Origin of the sequence: Paenibacillus residui (genome assembly GCF_042677205.1) — a bacterium.
In the GTDB taxonomy this organism is placed as follows: Bacteria; Bacillota; Bacilli; order Paenibacillales; family NBRC-103111; genus Paenibacillus_L; species Paenibacillus_L residui.
Genome location: NZ_JBHTIU010000016.1, coordinates 63,859 through 78,104, shown reverse-complemented (window position 1 = coordinate 78,104; position 14,246 = coordinate 63,859). Strand labels below are relative to the sequence as shown.

At 51.5% G+C, this 14,246-nt stretch carries 11 protein-coding genes; 4 read left to right on the top strand and 7 right to left on the bottom strand.

The window, feature by feature from the left end; translation table 11 throughout:
• Window positions 1–60: 60 nt before the first annotated feature.
• Window positions 61–1,935: a WD40 repeat domain-containing protein gene (locus ACFQ03_RS05465; protein WP_150959747.1), complete on the top strand. Its 1,875-nt coding sequence runs from the start codon at window positions 61–63 to the stop codon at window positions 1,933–1,935.
• Window positions 1,936–2,305: 370 nt separating this feature from the next.
• On the top strand, window positions 2,306–3,313 hold the full coding sequence (locus ACFQ03_RS05460) for an LCP family protein (RefSeq protein WP_144932896.1): 1,008 nt from the start codon (window positions 2,306–2,308) through the stop codon (window positions 3,311–3,313).
• A gap of 251 nt (window positions 3,314–3,564) precedes the next feature.
• Here ACFQ03_RS05460 and ACFQ03_RS05455 read toward each other — a convergent pair whose 3' ends face one another.
• Both ACFQ03_RS05455 and ACFQ03_RS05450 read right to left on the bottom strand, forming a co-directional pair.
• Window positions 3,565–4,776, bottom strand: a complete 1,212-nt coding sequence (locus tag ACFQ03_RS05455; protein WP_379286628.1) for an MFS transporter — start codon at window positions 4,774–4,776, stop codon at window positions 3,565–3,567.
• Between the two features lie 474 nt (window positions 4,777–5,250).
• Window positions 5,251–6,318 (bottom strand): Gfo/Idh/MocA family protein, encoded by a 1,068-nt coding sequence (locus tag ACFQ03_RS05450; RefSeq protein WP_379286627.1) that lies wholly within the window; start codon window positions 6,316–6,318, stop codon window positions 5,251–5,253.
• A gap of 126 nt (window positions 6,319–6,444) precedes the next feature.
• Here ACFQ03_RS05450 and ACFQ03_RS05445 point away from each other — a divergent pair, with 126 nt between their 5' ends.
• A complete protein-coding gene (locus ACFQ03_RS05445) occupies window positions 6,445–7,380 on the top strand; it encodes an AraC family transcriptional regulator (RefSeq protein WP_379286625.1) in 936 nt (311 codons plus the stop codon).
• Between the two features lie 27 nt (window positions 7,381–7,407).
• On the opposite strand, the gene mntR is transcribed toward ACFQ03_RS05445, so the two are convergent.
• The 5 genes from mntR to ACFQ03_RS05420 form a co-directional block, all read right to left on the bottom strand.
• Window positions 7,408–7,860: a transcriptional regulator MntR gene (mntR, locus tag ACFQ03_RS05440; protein ID WP_150959744.1), complete on the bottom strand. Its 453-nt coding sequence runs from the start codon at window positions 7,858–7,860 to the stop codon at window positions 7,408–7,410.
• A 120-nt stretch (window positions 7,861–7,980) separates the two neighbouring features.
• Window positions 7,981–8,880, bottom strand: a complete 900-nt coding sequence (locus ACFQ03_RS05435; RefSeq protein WP_144932904.1) for a metal ABC transporter permease — start codon at window positions 8,878–8,880, stop codon at window positions 7,981–7,983.
• Window positions 8,877–9,812, bottom strand: coding sequence for a metal ABC transporter permease (locus ACFQ03_RS05430; protein ID WP_379286623.1), 936 nt, complete (start codon window positions 9,810–9,812; stop codon window positions 8,877–8,879). The genes ACFQ03_RS05435 and ACFQ03_RS05430 overlap by 4 nt, the downstream gene beginning before the upstream one ends.
• Before the next feature lie 6 nt (window positions 9,813–9,818).
• Complete coding sequence (locus ACFQ03_RS05425; RefSeq protein WP_144932909.1) at window positions 9,819–10,583, bottom strand: metal ABC transporter ATP-binding protein; 765 nt, start codon at window positions 10,581–10,583, stop codon at window positions 9,819–9,821.
• A gap of 105 nt (window positions 10,584–10,688) precedes the next feature.
• Window positions 10,689–11,669, bottom strand: a complete 981-nt coding sequence (locus ACFQ03_RS05420; protein WP_150959743.1) for a metal ABC transporter solute-binding protein, Zn/Mn family — start codon at window positions 11,667–11,669, stop codon at window positions 10,689–10,691.
• A 419-nt stretch (window positions 11,670–12,088) separates the two neighbouring features.
• Here ACFQ03_RS05420 and ACFQ03_RS05415 point away from each other — a divergent pair, with 419 nt between their 5' ends.
• Complete coding sequence (locus ACFQ03_RS05415) at window positions 12,089–14,149, top strand: 5'-nucleotidase C-terminal domain-containing protein (RefSeq protein ID WP_379286620.1); 2,061 nt, start codon at window positions 12,089–12,091, stop codon at window positions 14,147–14,149.
• Window positions 14,150–14,246: the final 97 nt, after the last annotated feature.

Genomic DNA, 14,246 nt, shown 5'->3' with positions numbered 1-14,246 from the left:
ATAAGGGAAAAGAGTAGGTCGGAAAGGACCGGATGAATTGTGGGGATAGGAGCTGAATCTATGAGCATTCGTAAAATAGGGGAACCGATCCAAGGCGTACATATTTGGACGGCCGCTTACGGACAAGAGGGCGGGGAAGACCGGATCTATGCCGTTTCCTCAGGGGAGCCCTGCGTATTATTTGTCATCGATCCTCATACGGCGGAATGCTTGGGCCGTTATTTGCTGGAAGGGGCGAAGCATTGCTGGGGCGTCGTAGCGGTCGATTCCGGTGTATATATCGGAGGGGACGGCAATTTGTACCGGTATACGCCGGAGCAAGGGGCGGTCAATCTGGGCAATGCGATTCCAGGGGAGCATTATACATGGCGTCTCGCCGCAGACAGTCAAGGCAGGGTGTACGGCGGATGCTATCCCGGAGGAAAGGTGTACCAATACGATCCGGCGGTAGGCGGCTTCCGGGATTATGGGCAGATCGTCGAAGGAGAGCAGTATACGCGCTGCATGAAGGCGTTGAATGACAAGCTGTATATTGGAGTCGGTACGAAGAAGCCGCATTTGATAGAATTGGATACGCAGACGGGGGTTACGAGGGAGATTACACTTCCGGCCAAGTGGCAGGAGGAACAGCTGGTTTATGATCTCGACATTGCCTATCCGAAGCTATTGATCCGCATCACTCCTTCCAATGTGCTTCTCAGTTATGATCTGGAAACCGGAGAATGGGGCGATGAAGTGGAAGGGGTATCGGGCTTGTCTGTCTCGCCGCCCAGCGAGGAAGGGCTGGTGTACTTTGTTAAAGACGACGTTCTGCACTCCTATGATCCGCAGACGTCGGCATTGGCCCCGACATCCCTGGCCATGCCGCAGCCGGCTTCCGACTATGGATGGCTGGAATGGAAGAGCCCGGAATTCCCGGGGAAGAGCCTGGTCAGCGTCAACCGCGACGGAAGCTACTGGATTTATCATCCGGCTACGGACCGATACATAACGATGCGGCCGGAATTAACCGGACGCCCGATTACCCTGCAATCGTTGACCTGCGGACCGGATGGCCGAATTTGCATCGGAGGATATTTCGCCGGCGGATTTGCAAGCTATGATCCGGCAGCCGATAAGCTGGCGTCGTTCCAAGGAATCGGTCAGATTGAGAACATGCTCGCATTCGACGGCAAGCTGTACATGGGGGTCTATCCGAAGGCGATTCTGTTCTGCTATGATCCTGAAGAGCCCTGGGATTATGGGGTTAATCCGAAGCCTCTGTTCTCGCTGCAGGGGGATGAGCAGGACCGGCCCTTTGCTTTCGCCGCTGCAGGGGAGGAATTGGCGATCGGAACCGTATCCAGTTACGGGAGGCTGGGCGGAGCATTAACCTTATATCGCCCGCAGGAGGACCGCCACGAGGTCTACCGCAATATTATCGATAAGCAAAGCATCATTTCACTGGCTTACCATGATGGAACCATCTTCGCCGGGGGTACCGTATGGGGGGGACTGGGGGTTGTACCGGAGAAATCGGAGGCCGTCCTTCTCATGTGGGATACGGCAACGAGGACGAAGGTCTGGGAAGGCGTACCGGTTCCCGGAGAGAAGGCGATATCCGCTCTGGCGTTCGACAGTGACGGTTTCTTATGGGGATTAACGGCCGGTACTTTGTTCCGGTTTGACCCTGAGCGCAAGGAGGTGCTCGAGACGGTCCCGCTATTTCCTTTCGACTGGAAAGAGGTGCCCCATTACTGGAGGGGGGGCTATCTGCAATATCATTCCGACCACTCCTTGTACGGCACTACTTTGGGAAGGCTGTTCCAATATGAATTGAGCTCAGGCAAACTTAACATTCTGGACGACGAGGCCTTCTTGTTCGCCGGTGATCAGAACGGGAATTTGTATTTCGCACGCAATACGGAGCTTTATCAGTATTTACGGCAGGCTTGAGGCCGCCGGATCATAATTGCGCAAGCTAACGATACGGCCCATTGAAAGGATTCAAGTTCAGTGGGCCGTTGATTTGATTTTAAACTTTCCCTATGGCAAATATGTTAATGATGGGAAAAATAGAATACTCCTTTCATAGGTTGGGTTAGTGTTTTTTCGTCACGGTTTGACTTTGTAAAGCTAGATTCGATAGAATAAAATGTAAATTTTCATAGATTCGGGGAGAATTTATTTTACAAGAGAGAGGCTATCAGGTGATTGGCTTCACGAACTTCTCTCCCGGTGACTGTCAGACACTTTTGCAGTGCTATCGGTGGTAGAAAGTTAGAATAATGAAGCGAACCCATTAAATGAATGAGAGGAAAACATCATGGCTAAGAAAATCAAGTGGATCATCGTATCCCTCTTTGTTCCGATCCTGCTGATTGCCGGTTATTACGGTTACTCTATTATTACCTTCGGCATGCAAATTCAAAAAGGAGCAAAGGAAATGGGGTACTCCGAAGTTAAACAAGACAACGGAGGGAAAGAGCAGGTAGACAAGGAAGTCATCCCGGAATGGGAGGGGAAAGAGAGGGTCAACATTTTGCTGCTTGGAGCAGATGGCAGAGAAGAAGGCGATCATGGGCGGTCGGACACGATTATGGTCCTGTCTATCGATCCGGTTTCCAAGAAAGCTCATTTGTTTTCCATCTTACGGGATACCTATGTAGAAATTCCCGGGCACGGCCATAGCAGAATTAATTCCGCATTTGCCTATGGAGGCCCCGAACTGACTATGAAGGTGGTCGGAAATCTGATGGGACTTCCGATTCATTACTATTTTTATGTTGAACTGGACAGCTTTATAGCCTTGGTCGATGCGATCGGGGGAGTGGATCTTTATGTCGAGAAGGATATGAAATATACCGATACGGCGGATAAGCAGGAGTATCAGATCGATCTAAAAGAGGGAATGCAGCACCTGGACGGAAATAAAGCTCTGCAGTACGTCAGATTCCGTAAGGATGCATTGTCGGATTATGCACGGACCGAGCGCCAGCGCAAGTTTCTGAAGGCCGTTGCGGATAAAATGCAGTCCACCTCGACCTTGGTAAATGTCCCGAACATCTTGAATAAAATCGCCCCTTATATTGAAACCAATATGGATTTAAGCAGTATGATCAAGCTGGCGGTTCTGGGGTATAAAATCAAGGCCAACTCCATGGTGACGGAGCAAATTCCGCCTATGGACCTGCTCAGGGAAGAAACGATTAACGGGGCCGCGGTCCTTACGGTCGATCAGAAACGGCTGAGGGCCTTTATAGAGGGGCTGTTCCAAGCGGATGAAGTGGGCCCGGGCCATACTGAGGAGCCATTGGCTCCAAATCCACGATAGAGGCTGAGCGCTTGCAAGGGGAGCCGTCAACGTTACAGTGCCGTTGGCGCCCGCTTCCAGACTAAAGTGCATCTTTTTCGCGCCGGAAGCGCCGGATGCGGTGAAATAGAAGTAGAAATGCATCTAAGCGAAAGCGGTAAGCTTTCGAAATATAAAGCGTCTCCCGATGATCGGGAGACGCTTATTTTTAGGGAAGCGGTTCTGTACACTGCAAGCCTCGACAGGTCAGTCGCCTACGGTTCGATGCGGTTTTAGGCCTGAGCGGATGATCGCCGTCCGCTTGCCGTGCGGCGGTTCCAGGCCACCGACAGCACCAGGCTGAGCAGCAGTATGACGGCGCCGAAAGAGTACGGGATATCTGTATGCTTATCGAATAATATCCCGGCCAGAGACGGGCCGATAATATTGCCAAGACTCATATAAGCATTGTTCATCCCGGCAACGAAGCCCTGCTCATTGCCGGCCATCTTCGACAGCAGCGTATTGATGGCGGGTCTAAGAATCGACGTAAACGTGAAGAACAGAATCGTAATGAGCAGAACGTACCAGAAGTTGCCTGATAACAGCATAAGCAGCAGGGCGACCGCCGAAATCAGGAAGCTCATATTGATCAGCTTTCTTTCCCCATAACGGGTAATCAGCCGGTCTATGAAAATCGCCTGGATAATGACCCCGACCAAAGCTCCGATCGTAATGAGGATGGAAATATCTTTGGGAGTAAACCCGTACTTGATATCAACATATAGCCCGAAGATCGCCTCAAAGTTGGCCAAGCCGAAGGTCAGGGCGAAGACCAGGATCAGAAGCACCAGGTAGGGCGCTTTAAAAGACATGGCGAATTGCTTGAGGATGTTCTCTCTCTTGGTCTTGGTGCTGCGGGCTTCGAGCTGCTTATCGCGGGATAGCGTTTCGGGAAGCATTATGATGGAAATCAGCATCGCCACTCCGGCAACAGCCGCCGAGACGTAGAACGGTACCCGGACTCCATATTCTGCCAGGAATCCTCCGATGCCGGGACCGATGACAAAGCCGAGAGACATCGCGGCACCCAGCATGCCCAGTCCCTTGCCCCTCTTCTCCTCCGTTGTAATATCCGCTACATATGCCATCATCGGAGGGATCATGGCAGCGGCGCTCAAGCCGCCCAGCAACCTCGACACGTAAAGCATCCACATCTCCGTGCCCATGGCAAAAATAAGCTGGGACAGGGTAAAGGCAGTCAGCCCGCCGACTATCATTATCTTACGGCCGTATTTATCGGACCATTCTCCGGCTATGGGAGAGAACAGAAATTGCGTCAATCCGAAGGCTGCGACCAGGAAGCCCAGCGCTTTACCGCTGGCGCCGAATTCAAGCATGAATTTCGGCAATATAGGAATAACAAGCCCGATCCCAAGCATGGCAATGAACATGTTGATCATCAGAATAATTAATGCGGTTGTATTCTTTTTTGAAGAACTCACGTAAGGTCTCTCCTCTATAATTATCTATCCGTATATTATCTTTCTGTGTATCTTCTATCTTCTATAAATTTAACTTTCAGCAACTTGGGCTCGACGTTCGGATGGCGAAGAACCTGTCTGGCATGGAAAAGGGCGACCCTGGACCAATGAATTGCGGCTAGGCTCTCCGGTTCATAGGAAGAAATTCGACGGGAATAAGGTTCCTGGATGAATTCTCCGTAATCCGATGGGAGGATGATCGGGTGACGATGGTTTCCACAGCTTTCGTTATTGGACATCGATGGACAATAATTCATTATACCAGCATACAGGCCCCCTTTCGATGGAAAAAATCATTATAAATAGATTTAACCAATGCTGATCTTGTCATGATCAGAGCTATATTATAATGGATAGGCGTGCCTTAAAACAACCGAAAAAATGAGGCGGAGCGGGCCGCCTCTTGTCTATCGCTTATACGGGGGTGTCTTTACGTTAGGTTGCTTTGGGGAATGCTTTCCAGTCATCATTCAATCCGAGTCCGCGTAAATCGGCAATCGTTCCGTTCTGCTCGGCTTCGTATAAGCGCCAGATTACGCGCAATCCCTGAAGACTGGAGGTGCCGTCGGTAAGGGGCTGACGGCTGTTATGGATACAGTCCAGAAAATGAATTATTTCGTACTGGGTCAATTTCCCCGTATCTTTCTGCTCGTATAATACTTGGGAGTGTGAGGAGGTATCCAGATTCGCCTTTTCCGGATGGATTTGTGAGTGCAGAATTAGCTTTCTTGTCGCCGAATCGTATTCGAGCATTCCTTCGGTGCAATGGATGTGAATGCTATAGCCAAGCCTGGTGCCTCGTGCCCCCCAGGTGCCAAAGTGATAGCCCAGTGTGCCGCTTTCAAATTCCAGGACGACATTGCTCGTCCCTTCTCCTTCGAGCCAGGGGGTGCCTTTGCGAGTTCCGATATGCGCCCCTCTGATCGGCTGGCCGAGAAACCACAGCAGAAGGTCGATGTAGTGGCACCCGTGGCTGAAAAATTGCCCGCCGCCCAGCCTGACTTTGGAGTGAGCCCAGTGTCCGGGGGAATATCGGGTATACTGTTCTGTCCAAATGGACATTTGGAATACATCGCCGTAGGTTTTATTATCGACGTACTGCTTCATTAGGCCGATCACCGGCCAGAACCGGACCGGATAAGCCGTCATCAGCGTAAGCTTATTTCGCTCGGCGGTCTCGATCAGCGTCAGACATTCCCGCTCGGTATTGCACATTGGTTTCTCCATAAGCACATGCTTGCCCGCCTCCAGACAGGCCATTCCTACCTCATAATGCAGGTCGTGAGGCAGTGCAATCAATACTGCATCTACGAAGGGCAGTATTTCCCGATAATCGGTGACGGCCACCCCGGCTCCGGTAAGGTCTGCTGCGAGACGGACTTTCTCCGGATCGATATCGCAAACCGAGGTGATCGTCATCCGATCGCCGATCATAGCTAGTCCCTGTAAGTGGGAGCCCGTCATTCCCCCGCATCCGATGATGCCCATACGGATATGGCTCATTTTTTTACCTCCATGAGATCCTATTTTTTTCTCTTGCGTTCATTCATATAATAGGCTTAAGTAAGAGGGTTTGGCTTTAGCGGCAAGGACGACTATTTTATCATTTTGTACGGAGGGGCAGGGGAAATGGGATACCCGAAATATGATTTAAGAGAGGAACTGACCGTTCGTCAGCTGGTGACCTTTGTCTACAAGGAATTTCCCGTCCATTTCAGATCGCGTGGGGAGAGTCACGACTTCTGGGAGTTTGTCTATGTGGATAAAGGGAAGGTGGAGATCGAAGTCGGGACCGGCCGGGAAATTTTGCAGCAAGGGGATATGATTTTTTATACCCCCAATGAGTTCCATGTGGGTCATGCCCTTGACGGTACGGCTCCCAATTTGCTTATAGTGTCCTTTGTATGCGATTCCCCGGCCATGCGTTTTTTTGAAGGAAAGACATTCCGGTTGAAGGAAGGGGAGAGACAGCTGTTATCCTGTTTGCTGCAAGAAGGAAGGGAGGCGTTCGATCCTCCGGTCGATTCTCCGCTGATGTCGCTGCCTCGGAGGAACAGGTTCGCTTCTTTTGGCAGCGAGCAGGTTATCCGCAACTATCTGGAGATTTTGCTCATTCAATTGATTCGCACAGGGGAGAGAGGCGGATCAGCTCGTAAACCTTTCAAGACTGTGTTATCGAACGAAAACAAGGCTTTGGCGGAGCAAATCATCGCCTACATGAGGGAACATCTCTCTGAGGAGCTGTCCATTGATAAGCTATGCAGTCAGTTCCAAATCGGCAGAACCCGCTTAATTACGTTATTCAAGGAAGAGACTGGGGGTGGGGCTATGGCTTGTTTCGGCAAGCAGAAGATCGAGCAAGCCAAGAGCTGGATTCGCGAGGAAAAGCTGAATATGACGGAGATCGGCGAACGGCTCGGTTATAGCAGCATACACTCCTTTTCCCGATCATTCAAACAGGCCGTAGGTATGACTCCGACGGAATATGCCCGTTCCGTCCATGCCCGTTCGGTCCGAGGAACGAAGACGGCCAGGCCGGCCGATCAAGCTGCCGTGGAGGGATAGCCTGGCTGCAGCATATAACACGGTTGCCTATTCAGACGGATCGGGAAGCCTCTTGTTGGGGGGAGCATGGCGAATAAGCAGGTGCTGCAGGAAGGATTGATAAATAGGTGGATGCTCCTTAAGGAATTGAACCAGACTGGCGATACGGCAGGAGGTCTGCTGGCCGATATAATGCTCGATCTGTTCGATTTCTAGGCAGGCAACCTCATCGTCTACGCGAAGGATGCGGAAAAACTCTTCCAGGATTTCGTGTTTCCTGACAGTGGACTGACCAATCTTTTTCCCTTTGGCCGTTAAAATAACGTCGCGGTATTTCTCGTAACGGACGAATCCGGATTCGTGAAGGCGCTGAATCATCTTGGTGACCGTAGGCGAAGTGACTTTAAGGCGCGCCGCAATATCGACCGGCCGGGCGTATCCTTTGGTTTCGATCAGCCGATAAATCTGTTCCAAATAATCTTCCATTGCGGGAGTGGGCAAGGATGGTTCACCTCCTTGGACATCATCAACCTATTTGGTAAGAAAAGGGAGCGGCCGCAAAGGCCGACTCCCTATGAATTGCTTATCGTCCAACGGTGACCAAGGATAGCCGCGGCTGATTTATACTGCGGGACTGCTCGCCGCATGGTCGCGGGTCATCCGTCTCTGCTTAAGCTTGCGGAACACTACGCCGTGGGTCGGAGAGAAGAGCAGTGCGATGACGAACAAAACTCCCGCGACGCTGATCATGCATCCGGCAATCGAGGCATCCAGCAGATGTGCGGTGTAATAGCCGGCAATGGAACAGAAGCAGCCGATCAACAGGCTGTATGTGATCATCCGGCCCAGTTTATCCGTCAGCAGATAAGCGGTAGCCGGCGGCACCACCAGCATACCTACGACAAGAATCGCGCCGACGCTTTCGAACGAGGCGACCGTCGTCACGGATACGAGTCCCATGAGTAAATAGTGAAAGAAGGCGACGGGGATACCGACAGCGGCGGCCATGGCCGGATCGAAGGAGCAGAGCTTGAACTGCTTGTAAAAAGCGGTAATCAATATGGCGCTGAGCAGAAGGGCGAGTCCCACACCCCAGACGGCCTTCGGCCCGATGTCGATTCCGGCAATCTCAATGGTATTCCAAGGAACGTAGGCAATTTCCCCATAAAGCACACAATCCAAATCCAAATCAATATTTCTTGTATATAGGCTGACCAGAACGATGCCCACTGCGAAGAGGGCCGTAAACACCACTCCTATGGATGCGTCTGATTGAACGCCGCTCTGATGAAACATTTGTATGAGAAAAACGGTAACCAGCCCGAGTACCGCGGCCCCAAGCAGCATGGCCAGTGAGTCTCTGGTGCCGCTAATGAGGAAGGCGATCACGATGCCTGGAAGCACCGAATGACTGATCGCGTCTCCGATCATGGCCATCTTCCTCAGAACGAGGAAGCACCCGACGAGGCTGCAGGCCCCGGCGACCAGCGCACCGGTGAAAATGATCCAGAATGTACTCATACGGCTCTCTCCTTTCGCTCCAGCTTGAGGGAGGCTTCCTCCCGTCTAACCTTGCTGCGGACCGAATGGCGCAGCAGCCACTTGGAAAGGATGCCCCGGCGGGGGGCAAAGATGACCGAGATGACAAAGAGCAGAGTCGCGGACAGCACGCTGAGCGGGCCGGTCGGCAGGTTATTGCCGCTGGCGCTGATGAATGTACCCACCAGACCGCTCAAGGCTCCGAACAATCCGGACAGCGTCACCATTACGCCAAGCCTCTCGGTCCAGTACCGGGCGGAAACCGCCGGAGTAATCAAGAGCGCGGCCATAAGTACGACTCCAACGGCCTGAATGCCGACGACAACGGCCACCACGATAAGGAACATGATGAGCTGCTCCAGGAAAGTAACGGGGTATCCCATCCCCCGCGCAAAACCGGGATCAAAGCTCAGCAGCTTGAATTCCTTAAACAGCAGGGCGCAGGCACCGACAAGCAGGACGGAAATGATGGCCATAATGACTACATCCGTATGAATCATCGAAGCGGCTTGCCCGAATAGAAATTTATCCAGACCGCTTTGATTGCCGTTGCCGCTATGCTGTATTTGCGTCAGCAGGACGATGCCGAAGCCGAAGAAGACGGTCAGTGTAATCGCCAAAGCCGAATCCTGCTTAATTCTTGTGTTTCGGGTGATATATCCAATGCCGAAGGTAGCAATGATCCCGGCAATTGCAGCTCCCAGAAGGAAGAGCAGGATCGATTTCGAGCCCGTCAGCATAAAGGCAATGCATACCCCGGGAAGTGCGGCGTGGGATAAGGCATCGCCCATCAGCGACTGTTTGCGCAAGTAAGCGAAGCTGCCGATGACTCCGCTGCTTAATCCAAGCGACATGCAGCCGAATAAAATCCATTGTGTATTAGGATCGAGGAAAATTTCCAGCCATCCGAACATCCTTCATCACCTCGCGTTCAAGATCCATGCCGAGCGGTTTTCCTGATCGAGCATGGTCAGTCTGCCTCCGTACGTCTGCTGTAATTTATCGGCTGTAAATACTTGGTCCGCGGGGCCGAAGTCGATTAAATTGACGTTTAAAAGCAGAACCCAATCGAAATATTCCTGGACCGTGGCCAGATCGTGATGGACGACCAGGACGGTCTTGCCCTGCATCTTCAACTCGTTCAGCAGAGTAATAATCGCTTTCTCCGTAGCGGCGTCTACGCCGACAAAAGGCTCATCCATAAAGTACAGCTTGGCATCCTGGGCGAGGGCCCGCGCAAGAAAGATACGCTGCTGCTGTCCGCCGGAAAGCTGGCTGATCTGCCGGTCGGAATAATCCGTCATTCCGACCTTGGCCAGACAATCCATCGCTATTTTCTTCTCTGTTGAGCCGGGACGTTTAAACCAACCCAAATGCCCATACCGTCCCATCATGACGACATCGAGGGCGTTCGTCGGAAAATCCCAGTCGACCGATTCCCGCTGAGGAACATATCCGATCATGCTCCGCTGTTCGGCATAGGGGCGGCCGTAGATGGACACTTCGCCGGATAGGCGGGGTATAAGTCCAAGGGCCGCTTTAATCAGCGTCGATTTTCCGGCACCGTTCGGACCGATAATTCCGATCAGCTTGCCTTCCGGCACTTCGAAAGAGACGTTCCGGAGCACCGGCTTCTTCTGATAGGCGACTGATAAATTGTCTATTTTCAATGGCACCTTATTCATATGTTTTTCATCCCCTTAGATTATTGATAGCTTGCAAGCAGGGCGAATGCAGCCGGATGGCGGAAGCCGCATCCCGGGCATTCCCGCCGTTTGCGGAATCTGCCGCTATTTCAAAGCATTAACGATGGTATCCACGTTATGGCGCACCATTCCGATATAAGTTCCTTCCGGTGTTCCGTCTTTGCCCATCGCGTCGGAGAACAGCTCGCCGCCGATTTTTAGTTCGTGACCTTTTTCCTTGGCGCCTTGAATGACCGCTTTAATTGCTTTATCGGGGACACTGGTTTCGATAAAAACGGCTTTGATTTTATTCTCAATCAAATAATCACGCAGATCGGTCACGTCTTTCGTCCCGGCCTCCGATGCGGTGCTGAGCCCCTGGAGTCCCATCACTTTAATTCCGTAGGCATCGCCGAAATAGCCGAAGGCGTCATGGGCGGTAACGAGAACCCTGCTGGATTCCGGGATCGTGTTGATTTTGTCGGTGACTTCCTTGTGCAGCTGTTCCAACTGCTTCAAATAGGCGTCTGCATTCTTCTGATAATCGGCCGCATGAGCGGAATCGAACTCAATTAGAGCGTCCCGGATCGTTTCGGTCGCTGTCATCCACAGCCTCACATCGAACCAAATATGCGGATCGAATTCTCCCATCTCTTCGTCTCCTGCACGCAGTTGAGAGGTATCGATCTTGCTCGCGACGGCGACGGTCGGCTTCTTCTTCTCCATCCGTTCGAAAATTTCGACCATCTTGCCTTCCAGATGCAAGCCGTTGTAGAACACGATATCCGCCTGATCCAGCTTGGCGATGTCACCCTGGGACGCTTTATACAGGTGAGGGTCGACCCCCGATCCCATCAGGCCTATAACCTCTACATGCTCGCCGCCGATTTCCTTGACCACATCGGTTATCATTCCGATTGTCGCCGTTATCTTAATTTTCCCTTCGCTGCCGCTGAAGGCGTCCTTCGTTCCGCAAGCCGTCAGCATAACGGCCAGAGTCAAGCAGGCCAAGACCGCCATCAGCTTTTTCAGCGAGCCTCTTTTTGTGACTTGCAAGTTTGCTTCTTTGGTTTTCCATCCACTCATGTTCATTCATTCCTCCGAAAAATAGTATTTTTAATAAAAAAGCGACCCTCTTTCCTTAAGCGAAAATAGTTAGGAAGGCAAAATAAAGTTGAACAAGGTAAACTTTTCTTCAATTCTATTCCAGTTAAATTTGTTTTGTCAATCCTTTTTTTGCTTAAGTTCAATTAAATTTGGATTAATTAAAAGTGTTGCGTAGAGACAAGATGTTCTGCTGCATGGAACAAAGGAGCCCGGGGGATTTTTAGTCCATTATGTTATTGGCATAAAAAGCGACCTCTAAAACCGGGTTATTCATCTTCGAGCGGGCTCCGTTTAGAAGCTTTTTTTACCAAATCATTACATGGTTTTAACAGCGCGTTGAAGATTGCCCGTTACAATGGATGAGACAACTCATTATAAGGCGAAGGAAGTGCTCTAGGATGTCTCAAAGAAATTGGTTGGCCGTTCTCGTGTTCATGCTAATGTCTGTCGTATCGATTCCGGCGTACGCCGAACAAAATCCGGTATTTTCAGACATTGAACACTCCCCCTTTAAGGAAGCGATTCTGGATTTGCACCGGGACGGTATCATAAACGGCTTCGAAAATCATTTTTACTATCCCAAGCAGCCTCTGACAAGGGCACAAGCGGCGTCGCTATTGGTCCGAGGCTTTCATCTGACGCCGATCGAACCGATCATTCCAAGCGATCCGACGATGAACAAATCGTTCCGATACTCCGATCCTCTCGGGGTCATCGATGAATCATTCTCGATTCCGTCTGCTTCGGATATCGTAAATCATTGGGGCTTGCAGGATATCGAGGGCTTGATCAAGGTTCGGGCCGCGGAAGTGGAGGGGGGAATTTTCTCACCGGAGCGGTTCGTCACCAAGAAGGAATGGCGGGAGATGCTGGCCAAGATCGTTTTAGGCGTGGATTCCGATGCTAACGGTCCGGAAGAGCTGGTCAAGCTTGGTCTTCTGAGGGAGGAAATCGACCTAGAAGAGCCGATTACACGAGAGGAAGCCGCCGGAAGTTTGCACCATATTTTGCGGCATCCCGATTTCAAGATCATTACCGTCTTTGCCACATCGGACATTCATTCCCATCTGGAGCCGTACAGGCCGGCAGGAGAGGAATATGTGATTGGCGGTCTCGCCAAAATGAGCCGGATCGTTAAGGATACCCGCAAGCGGCAGCCCAATACTTTGCTGGTGGATGCCGGAGACGCTCCGTATAACACCAATATCGGAAATTTGTTCGAGGGAGCTTCGACGATCGAGGTTATGAACGAGATGAAATACGATGCCATGGTGCTCGGAAATCATGATTTCGATTTTCCGATCCAGGTGATGCAGCGCAATGCGGAAAGCGCACAGTTTCCGTTTCTGTCGGCCAACACCTTCTATCGTGAAGCAAAGCCTTCCTTCCTGCATTCTTCTATTATTAAGGAAATAGACGGAGTGAAGATCGGTATTGTCGGCGTCACCGATGACGAGAGCCATTATTACACACATCCTCAAAATGTCGAAGGAATCAGCTTCACCGATCATTTCGAGGCGGCTCAGAAAGAGGTCGACGAATTGCGGGGCCGAACCGATATCATTATTGCCTTGGCCCATCTGCATGGAGACAATCCGCTGCTTCCGGCTCGGGTAAGCGGCATTGACGTGGAAATCGGAGGAGGGCAGGATGTGGTGGACTTCCCCAAGCAAATTGAGGGAACCTGGCTCATCTCTCCGGGAAAGCACGCAGAAGTTCTTAATCAGATCAACATTCAGACGATGGGCGGAAAGATGATCGGTCTGAACTTCGCTCACCTGTTCATGACGGACAATCTTCCGTCAGATCCGAAAGTGAACGAAATCATCGATCGCTACAGCAGCCAATTGGATCAGAAGATGAAGCAGGTCATCGGCACGGCGGAAGTTCCATTGGACGGCGAGAGACAGACAGTAAGACTGAAGGAATCCAATTTCGGGAACGCATTGGCTGACAGTCTGAGAGACTTGACCGGAGCGGATATTGCTCTGCAAAATGGGGGCGGCATCCGGGCAAGCATTCCCGCCGGGGACATCACGCTGGAGCAAATTTACGCCGCGCTTCCTTTCGACAATACGGTTGTCATGGTAGAGGCAAGCGGGCAGACGGTTTGGGATGCGCTCGAGCACAGCCTGGCAAGCTATCCGGCCGCTGCCGGAGGCTTCCTGCAGGTATCCGGGATTCAGTACACGTTCGACGCCTCGAAGGAGCCTGGCGCAAGACTGGTGGAAGTGACGATGGACGGTCAACCATTGGACAAAAACAAAACCTACAAGGTGGTTGCCAATGACTTCCTGACGGGCGGCGGGGACAAATTTACGATGCTGAAGGAAAACACGGTCTTAAAGCAGAAGACCAAGCATTACTTAAGAGATGCATTTACCGAATACGTGCGGAAGAATGGGACGATCTCCCCTCAGTTGGAGGGTAGAATCCGCATTCTGAATTCAGGTGAATAGAGCGGAAAGGAAGGACTGTCCCTCCAAAGGGGAAATGAAGAAGAGGCCATTGACCTCGCTCCGCAAAAAAATGCAGCCGACCCTGTCCAAGGGCGGC

Coding starts and splice junctions, on each gene's coding strand:
- ACFQ03_RS05465 (WP_150959747.1), top strand. CDS start 61: ATGAGCATTCGTAAAATAGGGGAACCGATCCAAGGCGTACATATTTGG.
- ACFQ03_RS05460 (WP_144932896.1), top strand. CDS start 2,306: ATGGCTAAGAAAATCAAGTGGATCATCGTATCCCTCTTTGTTCCGATC.
- ACFQ03_RS05450 (WP_379286627.1), bottom strand. CDS start 6,318: ATGAGCCATATCCGTATGGGCATCATCGGATGCGGGGGAATGACGGGC.
- ACFQ03_RS05445 (WP_379286625.1), top strand. CDS start 6,445: ATGGGATACCCGAAATATGATTTAAGAGAGGAACTGACCGTTCGTCAG.
- ACFQ03_RS05435 (WP_144932904.1), bottom strand. CDS start 8,880: ATGAGTACATTCTGGATCATTTTCACCGGTGCGCTGGTCGCCGGGGCC.
- ACFQ03_RS05430 (WP_379286623.1), bottom strand. CDS start 9,812: ATGTTCGGATGGCTGGAAATTTTCCTCGATCCTAATACACAATGGATT.
- ACFQ03_RS05425 (WP_144932909.1), bottom strand. CDS start 10,583: ATGAATAAGGTGCCATTGAAAATAGACAATTTATCAGTCGCCTATCAG.
- ACFQ03_RS05420 (WP_150959743.1), bottom strand. CDS start 11,669: ATGAGTGGATGGAAAACCAAAGAAGCAAACTTGCAAGTCACAAAAAGA.
- ACFQ03_RS05415 (WP_379286620.1), top strand. CDS start 12,089: ATGTCTCAAAGAAATTGGTTGGCCGTTCTCGTGTTCATGCTAATGTCT.